The organism is Arthrobacter sp. NPDC093139, from assembly GCF_044754165.1.
Lineage (GTDB): Bacteria > Actinomycetota > Actinomycetes > Actinomycetales > Micrococcaceae > Arthrobacter.
The window spans coordinates 60,052-80,416 of the sequence record NZ_JBIVOO010000004.1 but is presented as its reverse complement, the minus strand read 5'-3'; the positions used below and the strand labels follow the sequence as shown (position 1 = coordinate 80,416).

The 20,365-nt window shown below is 63.5% G+C and carries 22 protein-coding genes; 18 read left to right on the top strand and 4 right to left on the bottom strand.

The window, feature by feature from the left end:
- The first annotated feature begins 12 nt into the window (after window positions 1-12).
- Both ACIP90_RS08255 and ACIP90_RS08250 read left to right on the top strand, forming a co-directional pair.
- Complete coding sequence (locus ACIP90_RS08255; RefSeq protein ID WP_400578437.1) at window positions 13-807, top strand: L-threonylcarbamoyladenylate synthase; 795 nt, start codon at window positions 13-15, stop codon at window positions 805-807.
- Window positions 804-1,601, top strand: coding sequence for a WecB/TagA/CpsF family glycosyltransferase (locus tag ACIP90_RS08250; protein WP_400578435.1), 798 nt, complete (start codon window positions 804-806; stop codon window positions 1,599-1,601). The genes ACIP90_RS08255 and ACIP90_RS08250 overlap by 4 nt, the downstream gene beginning before the upstream one ends.
- Here ACIP90_RS08250 and ACIP90_RS08245 read toward each other — a convergent pair.
- The gene (locus ACIP90_RS08245) at window positions 1,582-2,478 is read right to left on the bottom strand and encodes a glycosyltransferase (RefSeq protein WP_400578433.1); all 897 of its coding nucleotides are present in this window, start codon (window positions 2,476-2,478) and stop codon (window positions 1,582-1,584) included. The genes ACIP90_RS08250 and ACIP90_RS08245 overlap by 20 nt on opposite strands.
- Before the next feature lie 343 nt (window positions 2,479-2,821).
- On the opposite strand from ACIP90_RS08245, the gene ACIP90_RS08240 reads away from it, so the two are divergent.
- From ACIP90_RS08240 to ACIP90_RS08175, 14 genes are all read left to right on the top strand, one after another.
- On the top strand, window positions 2,822-3,931 hold the full coding sequence (locus ACIP90_RS08240) for an MraY family glycosyltransferase (RefSeq protein WP_400578431.1): 1,110 nt from the start codon (window positions 2,822-2,824) through the stop codon (window positions 3,929-3,931).
- 95 nt (window positions 3,932-4,026) lie between these two features.
- Complete coding sequence (locus ACIP90_RS08235; RefSeq protein WP_400578919.1) at window positions 4,027-4,524, top strand: hypothetical protein; 498 nt, start codon at window positions 4,027-4,029, stop codon at window positions 4,522-4,524.
- Complete coding sequence (locus ACIP90_RS08230; protein ID WP_400578429.1) at window positions 4,517-4,855, top strand: hypothetical protein; 339 nt, start codon at window positions 4,517-4,519, stop codon at window positions 4,853-4,855. The genes ACIP90_RS08235 and ACIP90_RS08230 overlap by 8 nt, the downstream gene beginning before the upstream one ends.
- A gap of 81 nt (window positions 4,856-4,936) precedes the next feature.
- Window positions 4,937-5,737: a F0F1 ATP synthase subunit A gene (gene atpB, locus ACIP90_RS08225; RefSeq protein ID WP_400578428.1), complete on the top strand. Its 801-nt coding sequence runs from the start codon at window positions 4,937-4,939 to the stop codon at window positions 5,735-5,737.
- Between the two features lie 80 nt (window positions 5,738-5,817).
- Window positions 5,818-6,036, top strand: coding sequence for an ATP synthase F0 subunit C (atpE, locus tag ACIP90_RS08220; RefSeq protein ID WP_011692451.1), 219 nt, complete (start codon window positions 5,818-5,820; stop codon window positions 6,034-6,036).
- 52 nt (window positions 6,037-6,088) lie between these two features.
- The gene (locus ACIP90_RS08215) at window positions 6,089-6,646 is read left to right on the top strand and encodes a F0F1 ATP synthase subunit B (RefSeq protein ID WP_400578427.1); all 558 of its coding nucleotides are present in this window, start codon (window positions 6,089-6,091) and stop codon (window positions 6,644-6,646) included.
- On the top strand, window positions 6,646-7,473 hold the full coding sequence (locus ACIP90_RS08210; RefSeq protein WP_400578425.1) for a F0F1 ATP synthase subunit delta: 828 nt from the start codon (window positions 6,646-6,648) through the stop codon (window positions 7,471-7,473). The genes ACIP90_RS08215 and ACIP90_RS08210 overlap by 1 nt, the downstream gene beginning before the upstream one ends.
- Window positions 7,474-7,556: 83 nt before the next feature.
- Entirely contained in the window at window positions 7,557-9,194 is a 1,638-nt protein-coding gene (atpA, locus tag ACIP90_RS08205; RefSeq protein WP_400578917.1) for a F0F1 ATP synthase subunit alpha, read from the top strand.
- Window positions 9,195-9,270: 76 nt separating this feature from the next.
- A complete protein-coding gene (locus tag ACIP90_RS08200) occupies window positions 9,271-10,161 on the top strand; it encodes a F0F1 ATP synthase subunit gamma (protein WP_400578424.1) in 891 nt (296 codons plus the stop codon).
- Between the two features lie 81 nt (window positions 10,162-10,242).
- Window positions 10,243-11,697, top strand: a complete 1,455-nt coding sequence (atpD, locus tag ACIP90_RS08195; protein WP_400578422.1) for a F0F1 ATP synthase subunit beta — start codon at window positions 10,243-10,245, stop codon at window positions 11,695-11,697.
- A 1-nt stretch (window position 11,698) separates the two neighbouring features.
- The gene (locus tag ACIP90_RS08190) at window positions 11,699-11,983 is read left to right on the top strand and encodes a F0F1 ATP synthase subunit epsilon (RefSeq protein ID WP_205653639.1); all 285 of its coding nucleotides are present in this window, start codon (window positions 11,699-11,701) and stop codon (window positions 11,981-11,983) included.
- A gap of 10 nt (window positions 11,984-11,993) precedes the next feature.
- Entirely contained in the window at window positions 11,994-12,425 is a 432-nt protein-coding gene (locus ACIP90_RS08185; RefSeq protein ID WP_400578420.1) for a DUF2550 domain-containing protein, read from the top strand.
- A gap of 5 nt (window positions 12,426-12,430) precedes the next feature.
- Window positions 12,431-13,729, top strand: a complete 1,299-nt coding sequence (locus ACIP90_RS08180; protein ID WP_400578418.1) for an alpha/beta hydrolase — start codon at window positions 12,431-12,433, stop codon at window positions 13,727-13,729.
- Window positions 13,730-13,770: 41 nt separating this feature from the next.
- Window positions 13,771-16,269, top strand: a complete 2,499-nt coding sequence (locus ACIP90_RS08175; protein WP_400578417.1) for a phosphatidylglycerol lysyltransferase domain-containing protein — start codon at window positions 13,771-13,773, stop codon at window positions 16,267-16,269.
- A gap of 90 nt (window positions 16,270-16,359) precedes the next feature.
- On the opposite strand, the gene ACIP90_RS08170 is transcribed toward ACIP90_RS08175, so the two are convergent.
- The gene (locus ACIP90_RS08170; protein WP_011692441.1) at window positions 16,360-16,563 is read right to left on the bottom strand and encodes a cold-shock protein; all 204 of its coding nucleotides are present in this window, start codon (window positions 16,561-16,563) and stop codon (window positions 16,360-16,362) included.
- A gap of 287 nt (window positions 16,564-16,850) precedes the next feature.
- A complete protein-coding gene (gene nucS, locus ACIP90_RS08165; RefSeq protein WP_400578416.1) occupies window positions 16,851-17,546 on the bottom strand; it encodes an endonuclease NucS in 696 nt (231 codons plus the stop codon).
- Window positions 17,547-17,660: 114 nt separating this feature from the next.
- On the opposite strand from nucS, the gene ACIP90_RS08160 reads away from it, so the two are divergent.
- A complete protein-coding gene (locus ACIP90_RS08160; RefSeq protein WP_400578414.1) occupies window positions 17,661-18,032 on the top strand; it encodes an ATP/GTP-binding protein in 372 nt (123 codons plus the stop codon).
- 20 nt (window positions 18,033-18,052) lie between these two features.
- Entirely contained in the window at window positions 18,053-18,853 is an 801-nt protein-coding gene (locus tag ACIP90_RS08155; RefSeq protein ID WP_400578413.1) for an alpha/beta hydrolase, read from the top strand.
- Window positions 18,854-18,889: 36 nt separating this feature from the next.
- Here the strand turns inward: ACIP90_RS08155 and ACIP90_RS08150 are convergent, their stop codons facing one another.
- A complete protein-coding gene (locus ACIP90_RS08150; RefSeq protein WP_400578412.1) occupies window positions 18,890-20,218 on the bottom strand; it encodes an AI-2E family transporter in 1,329 nt (442 codons plus the stop codon).
- Between the last annotated feature and the right edge of the window lie 147 nt (window positions 20,219-20,365).

The following is a 20,365-nucleotide window of genomic DNA, read 5'->3' as shown; positions in this document are numbered from 1 at the left end:
AAGAATAAGGCAGTGACCACTACCTATAACTGCATGGCCGACGATGAGCGTACCGCAGGACTGGCTCACGCACGGCGTGCCATCCTCGAGAAGAAGTGCGTGGTGTTTCCCACGGACACCGTCTACGGGATCGCCGCGGACGCGTTTTCGCCGCAGGCCGTCACCATGCTGCTGGTGTCGAAGGGCCGCAGCCGGAGCATGCCGCCCCCCGTGCTGATGCCGCGTCTTAACGCCTTGGACGGTCTGGCCACGGATGTCTTTCCTGAGGCACGCAAGCTGGCGGAGGCCTTCTGGCCCGGCGGACTGACGCTTATCCTGCACGCGCAGCCCTCGCTGGACTGGGACCTGGGTGACACCAAGGGAACCGTGGCGCTCAGGATTCCGGCCGATGAAGTGGCGCAGGAGCTGCTGACCCTGACCGGTCCGCTGGCCGTCTCGTCCGCCAACAGGACCGGGCAGGCACCAGCGCAGACCGCCTTTGAAGCACGCTCCCAGCTTGCCGAGTCCGTGGAGGTCTATCTGGAAGGCGGATTCCGTCCCGTTGAGGGAACCGACGCCCTGCCCTCCACGATCGTGGACGCCACATCCCGGCCGCTGCGCGTGGTGCGGGAAGGCGCCGTCAGCCTGGAACGGCTCAGGGAGGTGGTGCCCGGGCTGCTCGACATCAACGGTCATGCTGCCGGTGCGGACGCTGCGGCCGCACCCGCCGACGACGAGCCCGCCGGCGATGAGCCTGCCGATGTTGAGCCCGCGGTGGATCCTGTCGCCGATGAATCCGAGGGCGGCAAAGCGCCCCGTGCTGAATGATGCTCCAGCGCCAGGCGGTACCCGTCCTGGGAGTCGAAGCCACGCCGCTGGACGTGGCCGGACTTACCGGCGTGCTCAACAGGTTCGTTGCTGACGGCACCACGCGGACCGTCGTCGGACACAACCTCCACAGCGTCACGCTGTTCCATTCCGAACCTGAATTCCGCAAATTCTATGAGGACAGCGATGTTGTCCTGATCGACGGCGCCCCTGTGCTGTGGCTGTGGGGGCGGGGAAAGCACCACGCTGTGCCCGTCATGGACTACCGGTTGGGATCGACCGACTGGATCCCGGCGCTGGGGGAGGTCCGCGGACTGGAGCGGATCGCGATCCTAGGGGCAGGGCCTGTGGCCAATGCGCGCGCTGTGGCAAAGCTGCAGGGCATCGTTCCCGGGGCTACCGTCTCCGGCATGCCCGGCGATGGCTGGAACGACGACATTGAAGAGGCTGCGGTGGAGTGGCTTGCGGAGCAGCGGCCCCAGCTGGTGCTCGTTGGCCTGGGCATGCCCCTGCAGGAAGAAGTGCTGCTGCGCCGCCTTGGCTCGCTGCCTCCGGCGGTCTACTGCGCCGTGGGCGGTGCCATCGAGCAGATTGCCGGCATTCAAAAGCTGGCGCCGCGCTGGCTCGGCAGGCTTGGTCTCGAGTGGGCGTGGCGGCTCGTGCTTCACCCGCGGCGCGTTGCGTATCGCGTTCTCGGTGAACCGTGGGTGCTGCTCGGCCTGCTGGTCCGGCGCCGCCTGCAACGCCGGACGGCAGCGGGCAGCCACGGGAGCTCTAGAACTTCTGGTCCTTGAGCGGGCCGAAACCCTTGCCTCGAAGGCCCGTCGAAAATGCCCTGAACCAGTCGGCCAGGCCCCGGAAGTCACCGCGGCGCAGGAAGTATCCCAGGTAGCCGCCGACGTCGGCAGTCAGGGACTTGATGCGGAAGTAACGGCGGATCAGGTAGCCGCGGTTGCGGTAGTAGTAGTAACGCTTGAACGCCGATTCCGGAACGATGACGTGCCACCGGGGGCCAAAGACGTGCTGGGTTTCGGAGAACGCGTGGGGATGGCTGATCGCCGCCGTGGTGACGGTGCCGAACCGGATCCCCGCCTTGCGCAGACGGATGGTGAAGTCCACCTCGTCACCCCGGATAAAAAGGCGCATGTCGGGCAGGCCAACTTTAAAGAAGACGTCTGAACGGATCAGTGCCCCGTTGAAGAAATGCCCGTCCTGGGGAAGGAAACCCACCTTTTCCAGCGCGGCGCGGTCGTGGGTCACTTTGCCGTCCAGCCGGAAGAAGAAGGACAGCCGGTCGGGGTGCCCGGGCGCCACGACCAGCGGAACCACGGCCTCAAGGTCCCGGGCCTCGGCCTCCCGGATCAGGGTGGCCAGGCATTCGGTGTCGGCCGGCTCGGCGTCGTCGTCCATCATCCAGATCCAGTCAGCACCGCTGGCCACGGCCTTCAGGACGGCCAGCGAAAACCCGCCGGCTCCGCCGAGGTTCGCCTCCGAGCGGATGTAGTCCACGTTGTGGTGCCCCTCGGCTACCTCCCTGGCGGGAACGGTGCCGCTGTCCACAAGGCAGATCGACGCCACCTGAGCCGTCTGGCTGTTGATGGCGTTAAGGAGGACGGCGAGTTCACGGGGACGGTCAAACGTTACGGCAGCAACGGCGACGGACACTGGCATTACGGGATCCTTTCAGCGCGGCCGTCGGCAAGTTTCCCGCCGGCATAAGGCCGTGTGACGCGAAGCGATGTACCCGTTGGCATTAGTATCTTGACTAGAGTCCACTGTAATACAGCCCTGTCAGGCACTCATGCAGTGCCTGTCTGTGCGCATGGCGACGGAGAAGTTTCATTTATTGCACGTCAGATCCACAGCTATCGAGCCCCTACAGTCCACCCAGCCGGACCCCGAATCTGCGTCGGCATAAAATGCAGCACAGCGCCGCTGCGCGCCCCCTCGGCAGGAGCGGCCGCCACACTCGCCGCTCAGGCTCCCTGAGCGCCGACCGGCCGGGGGAGACCCCATGATCATGTACCTGAGCATGATGCTGACAGCGGCCATCGTGTCCTATGCGGCAACCTGGGGCGCGCGGCTGGTCGGCAACCGGCTTGAGCTGTTCGCACCGATCCGCAGCCGGGACATGCATTCGAGCCCGGTCTCGCGACTGGGCGGGCTGGGGATCTTTGCCGGTGTGCTCGTGGCCCTGGTTGTGGCCAGCCAGTCCTTCTTCGTCAAGGACATCTTCCGGGGAAATGCGGCGCCCTGGGGTGTCTTGGCGGGTGCGGCCGTCATCGTGCTCGTCGGTGTCGCTGACGACCTCCTGGACCTGCGCTGGTGGATCAAGCTGATCGGGCAGAGCCTGGCGGCTCTCGTCGTGGCGGTCTGGGGCGTGCGGATGACCGTCATTCCATTCGTTCCGGAGCCGATCAGTTTTAACTCGGACCCTGTGAACATCCTTCTCACCACAGGTCTCATCGTCGTCACGATGAACGCATTCAACTTCATCGACGGTCTGGACGGGCTCGCGGCAGGGGTTGCGATTATCGGCGGGTCCGCGTTCTTCCTGACCGCCTACTGGGTCCACCGGAACGCGCCGATCCTGGACCGCTCCGACCTGGCAACCCTCCTCACGGCAGTCCTGGTGGGCAGCTGCCTGGGCTTCCTGCCGCACAACTGGTTTCCCTCGAAGATTTTTATGGGCGACTCCGGAGCCATGCTGATAGGCCTGCTGATGGCGTCCGCCGGCGTGGTCTCAACGGGACAGATCACCTCGGGCCTCTATGACCGCGTCAACGGTATCCCCACGATCATCCCCATCCTGCTGCCGTTCGCCGTCCTCTTCCTGCCTCTGCTCGACCTGGGCCTCGCCGTGGTCCGGCGCACCGCCGTCGGCCGTTCGCCCTGGTCCGCGGACCGGGGGCATCTTCACCACAAACTCATGGATATCGGCTACTCCCACCGCACCGCGGTGATGCTGCTTTACCTGTGGGCAGCCGTTCTATCGTTTGGCGGCCTCGCGTTTGCTGTCTACCCCTGGCAGATTGTGCTGGCCCTCGATCTCATGGCAACACTGGGCATGGGGCTCATCACTGCCTGGCCGTATTTGAGCCGCCGCAGCGCTGATACACAGTAGCCGGTGGTTTCCGTAATAATTTCTATCTCGTGTAGAATTCAGGGGCAGGTGTGTCCTGCACCGAATTCACCCCTGCCTCCGACGATTGGGACCGCATGACCTCCGACGCCGAGCCCGGACCTCTGTCCGGCAACGGATCCGTTGGCGCATCCGGTCCCAGGCAGTCGCTGTGGCTCGGTCTGCTGGGCCTGAGCTCGGCAACAGCCGGCGGAGCGCTGCTGCTCGCGGGCATCGTTGCCCTGATTCTGAACGGCTGGATCGGGCTGCTTTCGAGCACGTTCGGCGGCCTGCTGGTGATGGCATTTTTTGCCATCAGCCTCCTGATTGGCCACTTTGTCGGCCAAAACAATCCCTCCGGCGCCGTCGGCCTGTTCGTCGCGACTTACTTCGTAAAAGTCATTGGCTTTGCGGTCGTGCTTTTCATTCTCGGCGCGCCGGCATGGCTGCACGAACGCTGGTTCCTCATCGGAGCTGTCGTGGCTGTGGTCTTCTGGCAGGCTGCCGAAATCTATGGCTTCAGCAAGGCGCGCCTGCAGATCTTCAATGACCCCCGGCCAAACCCACAATCGGATGGCGGAACCACTGATGTCTAAGCCGCACCACTCCGAAAACAACCCTGCCGACGACGCCCGCAAACCGGCCGGCACCCCTGGCGACTCCGCCGGATATGGTGACGGCGGTTACAACGCTGGAATCGCCGTGTTTAGCTACATTATTGGCGGAATCATGGTCTGGAGTTTGATAGGGTGGGGTCTGGATTATCTGTGGGGAACCCGCTGGATCGTGCTCGCAGGCGCTCTGCTTGGAGCTGCGGGAGGATTCTATTTATCCCATATGCACGGCCTCACCAGTTCGAAGAAACCGACTGGTGGGAATGGTGCAGCCAGCGGCCCGTCCGAGGACGGGACCAGTAATGCCAAATAACTTTACAAGGGGGAGGGCGAGCATGAGTCACGCCGGAACCCAACCAACGCCCAACGATGGACACTGCAGAGAGGAAACGCGTTGATCGCGCTTGCGCTCCCGGCCCAAAATTCAGGAGTCTTCACGCCTCCCGGAATTGAAGAAATGCACCTGCCGGCGATCCTGCCGTTCGGTGCGCATGACGGATTCTCCAAGCAGATGCTGCTGGTAATCCTGTCCGTCGTCATTATCGCTACGTTCTTTATGCTAGCTGCGCGGAAGCAGCAGATGGTTCCTGGCAAGCTGCAGTTCGCCGGCGAGATGGCCTACGGCTTCGTCCGCAACAGCATCGCCAAGGACATCATCGGCGGCAGGGACTTCATGAAGTACGTCCCGCTGCTGTTCACGCTGTTCTTCTTCATCCTGGTGAACAACATCTACGGCGCGATCCCGCTGATCCAGCTGCCGAGTTTCTCCCACGTGGGCGGTGCCTACGTCCTGGCCGCCATCGTGTACATCACCTGGATCGGCATCGGCGTCAAGAAGAACGGCCTGCGTTACTTCAAGCTCGCCACGGTTCCCTCCGGAGTCCCGGTCTACATCCTGCCGATCGTCATCCCGATCGAGATCATCTCCAACTTCCTGGTCCGTCCTGTCACGCACAGCCTCCGTCTGTTCGCCACCATGCTGGCAGGCCACCTGATCGTCATGATCGCCGGCTCGGGGATTGAGTTCCTCGTCATGCAGGAAAACGTTCTTCTGAAGGGGACCTCTGTTCTGGTCCTGGCCGGTGCAATCGCCATGTACATGCTCGAAGCGCTGATCATGGCACTGCAGGCCTACGTCTTCACCCTGCTGACGGCTATCTACATCGAAGGCGCCATTCACGCCGACAGCCACTAGGCACCCCTAAACTTCCCCCTCGCGGGGATGAAGCAACCCAAACAACCTGCCACAGAGTTGGCATCTTGAAAGGAAGAAAAATGGAAGGCTCCATCAACGGCTCCCTCAACCTCATCGGCTACGGCCTCTCCGCCATCGGCGGTGGTATCGGTGTGGGTCTCGTGTTCGCTGCTTACATCAACGGTGTGGCACGTCAGCCGGAAGCCCAGCGCGTCCTGCAGCCGATCGCATTCCTCGGCCTCGCGCTGACTGAAGCCCTCGCCATCCTGGGTCTGGTCTTCGCATTCGTTCTTAGCTAGTCCAGCAGAACTAGCGAACATTCAGAACCGAGTAGATAAGGACGGGTGAAATATGAATCAGCTGATCATCTCAGCCGCCACAGAAGGCGCAGCGGCGGCTAACCCGCTCGTTCCCAATGTCTGGGAAATGGGCGTCGTCCTCGCCGGCTTTGCTGTCCTCTTTTTCATCGTGGTCAAGTTTGTTGTCCCGATGTTCGAGAAGACGTTCGCAGAGCGTGCTGAGGCCATCGAAGGCGGCATCGCCAAGGCTGAGAAGGCCCAGGCCGAGGCTTCCGCAGCGCTCGAGGAGTACAAGCAGCAGCTCACCGACGCGCGCGCAGAGGCCAACCGCATCCGCGAGGAGGCCCGTGCCGAAGGCGCCCTGATCCTTGCGGAGCTGAAGGAGAAGGCTGCTGCCGAGTCTGCGCGCATCACGGCGCAGGCACACGTACAGATCGAATCCGAGCGTCAGGCGGCCGTGGTCTCCCTGCGTTCAGAGGTGGGCACCCTTGCCACCACGCTGGCTGGCCGCATCGTCGGTGAGTCGCTGAGCGACGACGAGCGCGCGGCACGTGTTGTTGACCGCTTCCTGGCTGATCTGGAGAACCAGAACGCAGGTGTAGCAAAGTAATGGCAGGTGTATCGAGCGAATCGCTGACCAAAGCGCTGACCGGGCTGGAAGCCAGGCTTCCATTTGCATCGCTGCAGTTGGCAAAGGAACTCTTCGCAATCCTGGGAACGGTGGACAGCTCGGCTGGCTTGCGCCGGGCCCTGACGGACCCGTCCCGCAGCGGTGAGGAAAAGTCAGCGCTGATCAGGCAGCTGTTCAGCGGGAAGGTCTCCACTGAGGCTGCGGAGATCGCGGCCGGACTGGCCAGCTCACGCTGGGCATCGGCGCGAGACATCGGCGATGCACTCGAGACGCTTGCCGCAACGGTGGTAATCGCCGTTGCAGAAAACAAGTCGGCCGTTTCTGCCTCCGGCATCACCGGACTGGAAGAGCTCGAGAACGATTTGTTCTCATTCAACCAGGCCGTGGCTTCCAGCCACGAGGTGCAGCGTGCTCTGTCTGAACCGCAGGCCAGCGCCGCAGCAAAGATCACCCTGGCCGAGAGGATCGTTCCTGGCGTAGGCGAGGAAGCAAAGGTCCTGATTGGCCAGGCAGTGTCGCAGCCGCGCGGCATCAAGGCAACCAGGCTCGTCGCCCGGTTTGCCGAGCTCGCCGCAAAGCGCCAGCAGCGCTGGATTGCAACGGTCAGTGTCACGCGTCCCTTGACGGAGACGCAGGCCAATCGTCTGCAGGCGGGGCTCAACTCCCTCTACGGACGCGAGCTCAAGATCAACGTCAAGGTTGATCCTTTGCTGATCGGCGGCATCCGCGTACAGGTGGGCGACGAAGTGCTCGATGCTTCTGTCCTCACCCGTCTGGGCGAGCTGCAACGCCAACTGGCCGGCTAGCCGGACAAGCACAACTTAACTGATAGAAACCCCGGTCATCGTGAGCAACGATGATCACGAAAACAGGAGAGCAGGGACTGCAGATGGCCGAATTGACCATCAACGCCGACGACGTCCGTAATGCGTTGAACGAGTTCGCGGCGTCCTACGAACCCGGAAACGCAGAGCGCGTAGAGGTCGGCCGTGTTACCACCGCAAGTGACGGCATCGCCCGTGTTGAGGGCCTTCCCTCGGTCATGGCGAACGAGCTGCTTCGCTTCGAAGACGGCACCCTGGGCCTGGCCCAGAACCTCGACGTCCGCGAGATCGGTGTCATCGTCCTCGGTGACTTCACCGGGATCGAAGAAGGCCAGGAAGTCCACCGCACCGGACAGGTTCTGTCCGTGCCGGTTGGCGACGCGTTCCTCGGCCGCGTCGTTGACCCGCTGGGCGTGCCCATCGACGACCTCGGCGAGATCAAGGCTGAGACCACCCGCGCACTGGAGCTCCAGGCTCCCGGCGTGACCCAGCGCAAGTCGGTGCACGAGCCGATGCAGACCGGCCTGAAGGCCATCGACGCCATGATTCCGATCGGCCGCGGCCAGCGCCAGCTGATCATTGGCGACCGCCAGACCGGTAAGTCCGCCATCGCCATCGACACGATCATCAACCAGAAGGCCAACTGGGCTTCCGGCGATGTGACCAAGCAGGTTCGCTGCGTGTACGTGGCAATCGGCCAGAAGGCGTCCACCATCGCGGCCATCCGCCAGACGCTGGAAGACAACGGCGCACTGGAATACACCACGATCGTCGCCTCACCGGCTTCTGACCCCGCCGGCTTCAAGTACCTGGCTCCCTACGCCGGGTCTGCCATCGGCCAGCACTGGATGTACGGCGGCAAGCACGTCCTCATCGTGTTCGATGACCTCTCCAAGCAGGCCGAGGCCTACCGTGCAGTGTCGCTGCTGCTCCGCCGCCCGCCGGGACGCGAAGCCTACCCGGGCGACGTGTTCTACCTGCACTCCCGCCTTCTCGAGCGTTGTGCCAAGCTCTCCGACGAGCTCGGTGCCGGCTCGATGACCGGCCTGCCGCTGATCGAGACCAAGGCAAACGACGTTTCGGCCTACATCCCGACCAACGTGATCTCCATTACCGATGGCCAGATCTTCCTGCAGTCGGACCTCTTCAACGCCAACCAGCGCCCCGCTGTTGACGTGGGTGTCTCCGTGTCCCGCGTCGGCGGTGCGGCACAGGTCAAGTCCATGAAGAAGGTCTCCGGTACCTTGAAGCTGGATCTTGCCCAGTACCGCGACATGCAGGCGTTTGCGATGTTCGCATCCGACCTGGACGCCGCTTCCCGCCAGCAGCTGACCCGTGGCGCACGCCTGATGGAACTGCTCAAGCAGGGCCAGTACTCGCCGTTCCCGGTCGAGGACCAGGTTGTGTCCATCTGGGCAGGAACCCAGGGCCACCTGGACGACGTTCCCGTCGAGGACATCAGCCGCTTCGAGTCCGAGTTCCTTGAGCACCTGAAGCACAAGTCGTCCATCCTTACCACGCTGGCTCAGACCAACGTCCTGGATGATGACACCGCAGCAGCGCTGAAGGACGCGATCGTCGACTTCAAGAAGGGCTTCTTCGGCGAAGGCGACAACCATCTGGTAGGCGCCGGCCACGAGGAGCATGAAGCCATCTCCGAGGGCCAGGTCGACCAGGAAAAAATCGTCAGGCAGAAGCGCTAGTTTCGTTGGCAGGGACTGCCGGAACCCCGAGGGGTTCCGGCAGTCCCGGCCATCGGGATCTTAGGAAAGGATAAGTATGGGAGCCCAGATTCGGGTCTACCGCCAGAAGATCGCCTCGACGACGTCGATGCGGAAGATCTTCAAGGCGATGGAACTGATCGCTACCTCGCGCATCGGCAAGGCCCGCGCACGCGTAGCAGCTTCACTGCCTTACGCAAACGCGATCACGCGCGCCGTTTCTGCCGTTGCAAGCCAGAGCGAAATCGACCACCCTCTAACAACCGAGCCGGAGAACATCCGCCGCGCCGCAGTGCTGGTCATCACCTCTGACCGCGGCCTGGCAGGATCCTACTCGGCAAGTGTGCTCAAGCAGGCCGAGGGCCTCAACGAGCTTCTCCGTGCCGAGGGCAAGGAAGTCAAGACCTACGTGGTGGGCCGCAAGGCACAGGCGTACTTCGACTTCCGTGGCCGCTCCTACGGAGGGGTCTGGACCGGCGGCACCGACGCACCGGAGTTCGCTACGGCGCAGGAAATCGGAGCGACACTGCTGAAGGAATTCGCAACGGACTACGAAGAGGGCGGCGTGGACGAGATCCACGTTGTGTACACCCGCTTTAAGTCCATGGTGACCCAGGAGCCGACGGTCATCCGTCTTCTTCCGCTCGAAGTTGTAGATGAGCAGCCTGCCTCCGAATCGGACCTGCTGCCCTTGTACGAGTTCGAACCGGAGTCAGAGCAGGTTCTCGATGCTCTGCTGCCGCGGTACATCGAATCCCGAATTTTCGCAGCCATGTTGCAGGCGGCGGCTTCGGAGCTCGCAGCCCGCCAGCGGGCCATGAAGTCCGCAGGCGACAACGCCACGGACCTCATCAAGAAGTACACGCGTTTGCGCAACACCGCCCGCCAGGCGGAAATTACGCAGGAGCTCTCCGAAATCGTGGCCGGCGCCGACGCCCTCGCGTCCTAGCCTGCCGGGTTTCGGGTCCAGGCCGACCTGCATCACAGATAAACTTAACCCCCACGCCATCTACTGAGTGAAGTGAGAGAGATGACTGCCACCGCTACCGAACACGTAGCCGCAACGTCCGGTGCCACCGGCCGTATTGCACGTGTCATTGGCCCGGTTGTCGACGTCGAATTCCCGGCTGACGCAATCCCCTCGATTTACAACGCACTCACCACCGAGATCACACTCAACGGTGAGACCAAGACCATCACGTTCGAGACCTCCCAGCACCTGGGCGACAACCTCGTCCGCGCTATCGCCCTGCAGGCCACCGACGGACTCGTCCGCGGCACGTCTGTTATTGACAGCGGCGCCCCCATCTCCGTGCCTGTGGGCGACGGAGTCAAGGGCCACATCTTCAACGTTCTGGGCAAGCCGCTCGACGTTGCCGAGTCCGAAATCCAGGCCTCGGACTACTGGCCGATCCACCGCAAGGCACCGTCCTTCGCTTCCCTCGAGGGTTCCACCGAGATGCTCGAAACGGGCATCAAGGTCATCGACCTTCTCACCCCGTACATCAAGGGTGGAAAGATCGGCCTGTTCGGCGGCGCCGGCGTGGGCAAGACCGTTCTGATCCAGGAAATGATCACCCGTGTTGCCCGCAACTTCGGTGGTACGTCCGTGTTCGCCGGTGTTGGCGAGCGCACCCGTGAAGGTAACGACCTCTGGGTCGAAATGGAAGAAGCCGGCGTTCTGAAGGACACCGCCCTTGTATTCGGCCAGATGGACGAGCCGCCGGGAACGCGTCTGCGCGTCGCCCTGTCGGCCCTGACCATGGCGGAGTACTTCCGCGATGTCCAGAACCAGGACGTGCTGCTCTTCATCGACAACATCTTCCGCTTCACGCAGGCAGGTTCCGAGGTCTCCACCCTTCTCGGCCGCATGCCTTCCGCCGTGGGGTACCAGCCGAACCTGGCCGACGAGATGGGTCTCCTCCAGGAGCGCATCACGTCCACCAAGGGCCACTCCATCACCTCGATGCAGGCCATCTACGTTCCCGCGGATGACTACACCGACCCGGCCCCGGCCACGACCTTCGCACACCTCGACGCGACCACGGAACTTTCCCGTGAAATCGCCTCCCGTGGTCTGTACCCGGCCGTTGACCCGCTGACGTCGACCTCCCGAATCCTGGACCCCCAGTACATCGGCAAGGACCACTACAACACGGCTGTCCGTGTGAAGCAGATCCTGCAGAAGAACAAGGAACTCCAGGACATCATCGCCATCCTCGGCGTCGACGAACTCTCCGAGGAAGACAAGATCGTGGTGTCGCGTGCACGCCGCATCCAGCAGTTCCTGTCGCAGAACACCTACACCGCCAAGCAGTTCACCGGCGTCGAGGGTTCCACCGTGTCCATCAAGGACACCGTTGAGGGCTTCACCGCCATCTGCGACGGCGACCTCGACCACGTTGCGGAGCAGGCGTTCTTCAACGTCGGCGGCCTCGATGACGTTGAGCGCCAGTGGGCCAAGATCCAGGAACAGACCAAGTAATATGGCTGAGCTTGAGGTTGAGATTGTCGCAGCGGACCACTTCGTGTGGTCCGGAGCGGCCAAGATGGTCAAGGCCCGCACCAGCGATGGTGAAATCGGAATCCTGCCCGGCCACTCGCCCCTGCTGGCGATTCTGGCCGAAGGTGAAATGGCAATCGAGCCGGTTTCCGGTGACCGTATCGCTGTAGTTGTTGACGGGGGATTCTTCTCCGTCGACAACAACCGGGTGGTTATTGTTGCTGACAACGCCCAGCTGGGCGACGCGGCCACTGCGGGGATCCGCTAGCACGACCTTGATGGACGTTACTGGTTTTCCGTTCATCGCCATAGCAGCCGCGTTCGGGTTGCTGGTTTTTACGCTGTGCCTTTTGGGGGTGCGCCGCTACAACCTGCGGCGCGCCCTCGGCACGGTTGACGCCTCCATTTGCACGGCTGGAAACAGCTGGCAGATGGGGGTTTGTCGTTATCAGGACACGGAGCTGGAGTGGTTCAGGCTGCTCTCGCTCAGCGTGCGGCCCAAGCACCGCTTCAGGCGCAGTTCGCTGGAGCTGGTGGGGAGGCGGCAGCCTACCGAGGCCGAACTGGTCAAAGTACAGCCGGACGTCGTGATCGTCGAACTCAAGTACGAGGGTCAGGATGTGTTGCTCGCGATGAAGTTCGACGCATATACCGGGCTATCCTCCTGGCTGGAGGCCGGCCCGGTTATTGGCATCGGCACCTGGCGCTAGCCGGCATGGACGCCCTTGCCGATATCCGGCTCGTGGATGGGCCCTTTTTTTGGGCCGCCTGCGCTGTGGGAGCCGTGGGTGCAGTTCACCTGCTCTGGCGGCGCGGCAGACTCTGGCCCCTGGTGCCCGTTCTTGCCGTGGCCTCGGCCGCCCTCCTCGTGGCAGCCGTTCACTGGCTGCTCATTTACGTTTTCTCCACGTTCCCCGAAGAGCTCCCGCGCGAGGTGCTCGGGTGGTCCGTCCCGGCAGTAGCCGGCGTGCTGCTCTGGATCACACGGCTCGCCCCTGCCGGCTGGAAAGGCAGGGCCGCCGCCACCGCAGCCATGCTGGGGGTCGTCCTGCTGTCCTCGGTGCAAATGAATGCCTACTTCGGGCTGAACCGCACAGTGGGGGACCTTCTGGGAACAGCCGTTGCCCGCATTCCTCCGCTCGAGGCCGGGTTGACCCGCCAAGCCGGAGGGGCCGTGCCGGTACAGCTCGCAGAATGGGTGAAGCCTGAAGGCCTGCCCTCCGAAGGCGTGCTCCGGAAAGCGGACATTCCGGGCACTAGCTCGGGTTTCGACGCCCGCGAGGCCTATATCTATCTGCCGCCCGCGTACCAGAGCCCGGAACGCCCCGCACTTCCTGTGCTGGTGCTGTTTTCCGGTCAGCCCGGCGGGCCGGCCGACTGGCTGACAGGGGGAGCCCTGCGCAGCCACATGGACAGGTTCTCCGCCCGGCACCATGGAGTCGCCCCGGTAGTGGTGGTGGTGGATCCCAACGGCTCTTCTTCCGGGAACTCGCTCTGCATGGACAGCCGTATCGCCAAGGCGGACACGTACCTGTCCGTCGATGTTCCCCGCTGGATCAGTGAGACCCTCGACGTCGGTGCGGAGCGGAGAAACTGGGGCGTCGGAGGGTTTTCGTTCGGTGGCACATGCGCCATGCAACTGGGCACCAGGCATCCGGAGCTCTACAGGTCCATCCTCGCTTTTGCCAGTGAACAGGAACCAGCGCTGGCCAAGGAACGGGAGAAGACAGTGGAGGCTTCTTTCGGTGGAGACGCGAAGGCCTTCGAAGCGCAGACGCCTTTATATCTGATGAAACAGCACAACTTCACCGGCAACGCGGTCTACTTCGCTGCCGGAGCCGCCGACCCCGAGTTTACGGGCTACATGGACGTGCTTTCGGTTGCCGCGCGCGAAGCAGGATTCGAGGTTGAAGTCCGCCGCATCGCCAACTCCGGCCACTCCTGGGAGACCGTGTCCAGGGGCATGCAGGATGCGCTCGATTTCTTCGCCCCGCGCTGGGGCATCGCGCCTTGACGGCAGTATCCCAAGCCGGCGCCGGTGATACTCTCACCAAGGTGCTCCGGCAGACTGCGAAGGTGTGCCTGCAGCACTTTAGGACCACTCCACTGACACTTGCCGTGCTGACGGCTTTCGTCACGGCCGGTGCTGTCACCGGCAGTTTTCTGGCGGGGCCGCCCGAATCAATGCTTGAGTTCGCGGCCGTAAACGCGGAGGGCGTCAAAGCCGGGCGCTGGTGGTCGCTGTTCACCTCCATGTTCTTCGCCAGCAATCCCGCGGCATACCTGGCCGCGGGGCTCATGATTCTGCTTTTGCTGGGGTTTGCCGAGAGGAAGCTCGGCCCCGTGCGCACGGCCGTCTTTTATTTCGGAGGACAGTTCGCCTCAGTGACACTCTTCCTCCTGATTACCCAGGTTGCCGAGCAGGCCGGTGACCCGTGGCTCGGGTCCATGGAAAATACACTGCTGATGGGGCCGTATGCCCCTGTCCTCGCCGCGTCCCTCGCAGCCAGCGGCCTGTTCCCGGCGCTGTGGCAGCGGCGGCTGCGCACTGCAGTGCTGTCCACGGCGCTGCTGCTGGTGCTCTACGTGGGACACCCCGAAGCCGTGGTGGGGCTGCTCGGGGCGCTGCTGGGGCTGGCCGCAGGATGGTGGATTCAAAGTGACCAGGGAGTTCTGCACCGGCACCGTTCCACCGGCCGCGAAACCCGCAACCTCCTCGCCTTGACGGTCGCCATCTTCGCCATCGGGCCAATGCTCACCGCCGCGGCACGGAGTCCCGCCGGGCCGCTCGCCCAGTTGCGCAACGTTGTCCTCAACCCGCTGCCCACCCTGAGCCAGCTTGAGGAGAACTGCGGCGGCACGCTGGACGCAGGCTGCCTGGAACTGGACAGGCAGGGCCTCGGGGGGCCGCTGGGCCTGGCTCTCGCCGTCGTACCGGTGATCCTGCTGCTGATCTGCGCCGACGGGATGCGCCGCGGCCGGAAACTGGCGCTCTGGATTGCCATAGTCGTCCAGCTGACAGTGGCCGCCCTGTCCGCTGTGTACCTGGCGCTCTTCGCCCAGATGGCCGGTTCCGTATCCCTTCAGGACACCTCGGCGCTGGAATCAAAGTTCGTGCACGTTCTGCCGCTGGTCGCTGTGCCGGTACTGCTGGTGGTGCTGCTGCTGGCGTACCGCCGTCACTTCCGCATCCAAACCTCATCCCGGGCCCTGAGGGCGCTGGCGGTTACGGTCGGAGGAACCTGGCTGGCACTGGCCTCGCTGTATACCGCATCCTGGTACGCCGCCGGTGGCCCGCGGAGGGACGGAGGGCTGCTGGTCCTGGCCGGCGAACTGGCACGGCAATACCTGCCGGTACCCCTGCCCGGACTCTACCGGCGGGTTTTCGAGAACCACAGTGCCCTGGAAACCGTCCTGTTTGCCTATTCGGGCGTCATCTTCTGGATTGTTGCACTCGCAGGTGTCTGGATGGTCCTGCTGGGGAGCCATGATCATTCCGACGCGGGGGCGGACGACCGGGAGGCGGCGCGGGAGCTGGTTAGGCGAGGCGGCGATTCTCTCTCGTGGATGGCCTTGTGGGAGCCCAACAAGTACTGGTTTCTGCCGGGCGGAGGTGCCGGGATCGCGTACCAACAGCACGGCAGCGTCGCCTTGACCCTTGCCGGACCCTTCGGCGACCCTCTCCGGCGTGAGGCGGCTGCTGAAGGCTTTCTGCGCTTCTGCGCCGACCATGCCTTGATTCCATGCTTCTATTCCTGCACCGACGGATTATGGCCAATGTTGAGCGACCGTGGTTTCTCACGGGTTTCGGTAGCCCAGGAGACGAGGCTGTCGGTGCGCGAACTGGAGTTCAAGGGCAAGGAATGGCAAAACGTCCGCACTGCGCTTAACCGTGCCAAGAAACTCGGGGTGAACGCGCGATGGGGCAACTACAGCAGCCTCCCGCAGTCCCTGCGGACCCAGCTAAGTGAAGTTTCCGAGGAGTGGGCAGCACAGAAAACCGTTCCGGAGATGGGCTTCACCCTGGGCGGCGTCGACGAGCTGATGGACGACGACGTGTTGTGCTGCCTCGCCGTCGACGAGCAGGGACTTGTGCACGGAGTGACGAGCTGGCTGCCGACGTACGAAGGCGGGCACGTGGTGAGCTGGACCCTGGACTTCATGCGGCGGCGCGGCGAAGCCTTCCCCGGAGTGATGGAGTTCCTGATTGCATCCGCCGTCCTGGAGTTACGGAAAACAGTCGAGGTCATCTCGCTCTCCGGTTCGCCGCTGGCTCAGGACCCTGCTGTTCCCGGGGGCAGCGGCGGACGGGCGCAGGAGACTGAAGTGCTGGCCGGCATCCTTGACGTCGTGGGGCGGGCACTCGAACCGATCTATGGATTCAGGTCTCTGGCGACGTTCAAGTCACGTTTCAAGCCCGAGTACAGAACTCTCTATCTGTACTACCAGGACCCGCTGCAGTTGCCCGCCATAGGCCGCGCCCTGAGCCGCGCTTATCTGCCGGGACTTTCCATTCGGCAAAGCGCGCGTCTGCTGAGGACACTCGTGCGTTAGAAAATTCAATGATCTGCAATTGCAGAGCAACGCAACCAAAAATGATCCCCGGTATTTAATACCGGGGATCATTATTAGCAGATGCTGCTATTAGACCAGCGTTACACCGGTGGCCTGGGGGCCCTTGGCACCCTGACCGATCTCGAACTGAACGCGCTGGTTCTCGTCGAGGGTCTTGAAGCCGCCCGTCTGGATCTCAGAGTAGTGAACGAAGACATCGCCATCGGAGTCGTCCGGGGTGATGAAGCCGAAGCCCTTTTCAGCGTTGAACCACTTGACGGTTCCCTGTGCCATTTATTTCTCCTCATTATGGAACTAATTTAAGGCCAGCACACTTCGTACTGGTCTTGGTCACTCTGCGAGAAGAATCCTGGCTTGCAGCTCCGGCCGGGCCGGAAAGCATTGCAGGAGCTTCGCGCTCGCAACATGGTCTTGCGAGCATGAAAAACACCTACACAAAGACTCGTCTAAGAATTTCATGACAGCACGGTCTGGTCAACGGGCAAAACACAGAATCCGATAAATTTTGGGTAAAACGAAAGTAAACGCCTGCCCGGGTTCCCCACTGCCGAAGTCAGTGGTCAGAAAAGCCGTGACTCGATGTCGTCCACACCGCGCATGGCGTCGTAGTCCAGCGTGATGCAGTCGATGCCGCGGTCGGCCGCGAGGACGCGGGCCTGCGGCTTGATCTGCTGGGCGGCGAAGATCCCGCGGACCGGAGCGAGCAGGGGATCCCGGTTCAGCAGTTCGAGATATCTGGTCAGTTGTTCCACGCCGTCGATGTCGCCGCGGCGCTTGAGTTCAATGGCCACAGTGGCTCCGTCAGCGTCCCGGGCCAGGATGTCCACTGGGCCGATCGCCGTGAAGTACTCGCGGCGAATGAGCGAGAACCCCGATCCCAGCGTTTCAATCTGTTCGGCAAGCAGCCGCTGCAGGTCGGCCTCGACGCCATCCTTGATAAGCCCCGGATCCTGGCCGAGCTCATGTGACGTGTCGTGAAGCTGTTCATGGATGTTGATGATCAGCCTGTCGTCAGTCTTGGCGGACTGCACGGTCCACTGTTCGATGACGCCGATCTCGACATCCGCCTCATCCGGTGAGGAGATGCGCAGGGAAGCGGGCGGGCTCATCCAGTTCAGCGGCTTGTAGGAGCCGCCGTCAGAATGGACCAGCACAGAGCCGTCGGCCTTCACCAGGAGCAGCCTCGTGGCGAGGGGCAGATGGGCTTTGAGGCGGCCAACGTAATCAACAGAGCAACGGGCTATGACTAGACGCACGCCGTACACACTACCGCGTCAGCCGGGCAGCCGATCTCCGCTTGGAGGCCGTGCAGCCCCTGCGGAGCACGCGGCGGGGTCAGGGCATGGTTCTGGCTGGGGCAGAATGGAAGCATGCCGCGTTCGAACCGTCCCCGCCGCTCCTCAGCAGGGCGCGCCTCCGCGGGGCGCTCCGGACCGGGGAAGGCCGCGGCCGGAGGCAAGCACGGGTCCGGGCCGGTTCCCGAGCTTGACCTTGAGCGGGCGCGCGCCGGCATTGCCCGGCGCGAGAACGCGCCGGATGGAGTCTGGATGGTGCGCACGATGACCGCCCGCAAGGCAGAAAAGGCTTACATCTGCCCGGGCTGCTCCACTGCAGTGCTGCCGGGGATCGCGCACTTGGTGGTGTGGGCCGACGACCATATATTCGGGGCAGCGGCGGGTCTCGCCGAGCGCCGGCACTGGCACACCAACTGCTGGACGTCGCGGAACTTTCGGTACCGGTAGCGGAAGCTAAGCTGTTACGCATGACTTTTGACCCGTCGTCGTACGTTTTCAGCCAGCCGGCAGAAGCCACCGCCATCCGCGCTTCCACGGTGCTGCCCGCCCGCCGCGAGAACATCGAGATCCACACCGAAGACGGCCGCACGCTGGTTGGCGAGCTAGCCCTGCCCGAGTCGGGGGAGATCAGCGCCACGCTGATCACGCTTCACCCGTTGCCCACGCACGGCGGCTTCATGGACTCCCACGTCTACAGGAAGGCGTCCTATCGGTTGCCGGCACTCGCAGGCGTGGCCGTGCTGCGTTTCAACACCCGCGGAACCTCGTCGCCCCGGGGCACCAGCGACGGTCACTTCGAAGAGGGCATCGGCGAACGGTATGACGTTGAAGCCGCGGTCCGTTTCGCGGTGGAGAGGGGCCTGCCGAACCGCTGGCTCGTGGGGTGGTCCTTCGGCACGGAGCTCGCCCTTATGTACGGCGCCGTTGAACCCGTGGCCTCAAAGGTGGAAGGCGCCATTCTGCTGTCCCCGCCGCTGCACCGTGCCACGGACGCGCACCTGCGGCAGTGGGCGGAATCCGGCAAGCCACTGACTGTCCTCGTGCCCGAACACGACGATTACCTCCGGCCGGACGCCGCGGCCGCCCGCTTCAGCCTCGTGCCGCAGGCCCGGGTTGTAGGGGTCGACGGCGCAAAGCACCTTTGGGTGGGGGAGAAGCAGGCTGCCCGGGTGCTCAACGAGATCGTTGATGACGTCACGCGCGCCGGGTCGGGCGCCGGCGGCCTCGCCCAGGAGTGGAGCGGACCCACGGCTACAGCGACCGCCTAACGGCTGGGTGTTTGTCCTGGGGGCTGTCCGGTGGGCCTAGTGTTTGTCCTGGCGGACGATGTAGATCTCCTTGACGAGGAGCAGGACGGCGGCGGCCGTGGGGATCGCAATCAGGGCCCCGAGGACGCCCAGGAGGCTGCCTCCGGCGATCACCGAGATCACGGCGACGGCACCGGGCACCGCGACGGCCTTTTGCATGATGCGTGGCGAGATGAAGTACGCCTCGAACTGCAGGTAGGCGAAGTAGCAGATGGCATAGGCCAGGGCCGACTGCCAGCCCAGCGTGAGGGTGATCAGGGTGACCAGCACACCGGCAATCAGCCCGCCGACCAGGGGAATGAATGCCAAGAGGGCCACGACGAATGCCAGCAGCACAGCGAACGGGACACCGATGACGGACATGACGATGAAGGCGAACGTGGCGTTCAGGAGGGCCACCACGGCCTGTCCGATCACGTAGTTGCCCACCGAGCGGGTGATTTCCTCGGAGAGCGCTTCCACCCTGTCGCGCCGGGACCGCGGGGCGAGCCGGTATCCCCACTTCTTCATGGCCGGGAGGGCTGCCAGGAAATACAGGCTGAGCACGAGCACGATCAGGGTTCCGAAGAGGCTGTTAGCGACGGTGGAGCCGAACCCCACCACGCCGCCGAAGATGCCGCCCATGGCCGCGGGGTTGTTGACGAACTTATCCAGTTCCTCGGCAATACGGTCGCGCACGCCGAATTGGCTGTCCACCGTCCGAAAGAACTCCGAATCGATGAAGTCCCGGACCCACACCGGGGCCAGCCTGACGAGTTCGGTGACCTGTTCCACGATGGTGGGAATGAGGGTGGCGAAAAAGCCCACCACCGCGGCGACCAGTACCGAGACGGACACCAGGATTCCGGCAGGTCTCGGAATTCTGCGGCTTTCCAGCCAGCGCACCACCGGATCGAGGCCCAGCGCTATGAACAGGGCCGCCACGATCCACAGCAGAAGCTGCGTGGTGTTGGAACCGATCCAGTACACCAGGAGGGCAAGGCCGACGCCGACGGTGCCCATGAAGCCGAGGTACAGCGGATGTTGGGCAGAGATCCGGGGGCCGGGGGCGCCGAACCGGGCGGTGTCGCCGGCCTCGGACGGTTCGGCTTCGAGTGTGTCCAGCTGTTCGGGCGGCATCTCGAAACGGAGCCTCGGCTGCGCGCCGGGGATGGGCTGCCGCAGCCGCTTCAGCATGGCTCCAATCGCGGCGGGGCGGCGTGCCATGGTCCGTTGCGGCTTGCCGTGTTCATGCGGAGCGTGCTTCGCGGCTGGAGCGTCATTGGAGGAGCCGGCGTGGGGCAGGTTTTCCGGGCCGTGCATCGACGGATCCGTGTGTTCAGTCACTGCTTTTGATGCCTTTTCCGTCCATGGCTCCGCGGCTGCGGGCCGCATGTGATGATCATCGCAAACACTATCAGCAGCCTTGTGAATAGCCGGATGTGCACTGTTTCATTGGAGTGTCCCGGGAAGGGTTAGGTGACCCGAACTGAA

Bases quoted from the DNA above. Each gene is read 5' to 3' on its own strand.
- ACIP90_RS08200 (WP_400578424.1), top strand. From the start codon at position 9,271: ATGGGAGCCCAGATTCGGGTCTACCGCCAGAAGATCGCCTCGACGACG.
- ACIP90_RS08185 (WP_400578420.1), top strand. From the start codon at position 11,994: ATGGACGTTACTGGTTTTCCGTTCATCGCCATAGCAGCCGCGTTCGGG.
- ACIP90_RS08190 (WP_205653639.1), top strand. From the start codon at position 11,699: ATGGCTGAGCTTGAGGTTGAGATTGTCGCAGCGGACCACTTCGTGTGG.
- atpD (WP_400578422.1), top strand. From the start codon at position 10,243: ATGACTGCCACCGCTACCGAACACGTAGCCGCAACGTCCGGTGCCACC.
- atpA (WP_400578917.1), top strand. From the start codon at position 7,557: ATGGCCGAATTGACCATCAACGCCGACGACGTCCGTAATGCGTTGAAC.
- ACIP90_RS08210 (WP_400578425.1), top strand. From the start codon at position 6,646: ATGGCAGGTGTATCGAGCGAATCGCTGACCAAAGCGCTGACCGGGCTG.
- ACIP90_RS08235 (WP_400578919.1), top strand. From the start codon at position 4,027: ATGACCTCCGACGCCGAGCCCGGACCTCTGTCCGGCAACGGATCCGTT.
- ACIP90_RS08240 (WP_400578431.1), top strand. From the start codon at position 2,822: ATGATCATGTACCTGAGCATGATGCTGACAGCGGCCATCGTGTCCTAT.
- ACIP90_RS08230 (WP_400578429.1), top strand. From the start codon at position 4,517: ATGTCTAAGCCGCACCACTCCGAAAACAACCCTGCCGACGACGCCCGC.
- ACIP90_RS08155 (WP_400578413.1), top strand. From the start codon at position 18,053: ATGACTTTTGACCCGTCGTCGTACGTTTTCAGCCAGCCGGCAGAAGCC.
- ACIP90_RS08215 (WP_400578427.1), top strand. From the start codon at position 6,089: ATGAATCAGCTGATCATCTCAGCCGCCACAGAAGGCGCAGCGGCGGCT.
- ACIP90_RS08245 (WP_400578433.1), bottom strand. From the start codon at position 2,478: ATGCCAGTGTCCGTCGCCGTTGCTGCCGTAACGTTTGACCGTCCCCGT.
- ACIP90_RS08160 (WP_400578414.1), top strand. From the start codon at position 17,661: ATGCCGCGTTCGAACCGTCCCCGCCGCTCCTCAGCAGGGCGCGCCTCC.
- ACIP90_RS08180 (WP_400578418.1), top strand. From the start codon at position 12,431: ATGGACGCCCTTGCCGATATCCGGCTCGTGGATGGGCCCTTTTTTTGG.
- ACIP90_RS08250 (WP_400578435.1), top strand. From the start codon at position 804: ATGATGCTCCAGCGCCAGGCGGTACCCGTCCTGGGAGTCGAAGCCACG.
- ACIP90_RS08170 (WP_011692441.1), bottom strand. From the start codon at position 16,563: ATGGCACAGGGAACCGTCAAGTGGTTCAACGCTGAAAAGGGCTTCGGC.
- atpE (WP_011692451.1), top strand. From the start codon at position 5,818: ATGGAAGGCTCCATCAACGGCTCCCTCAACCTCATCGGCTACGGCCTC.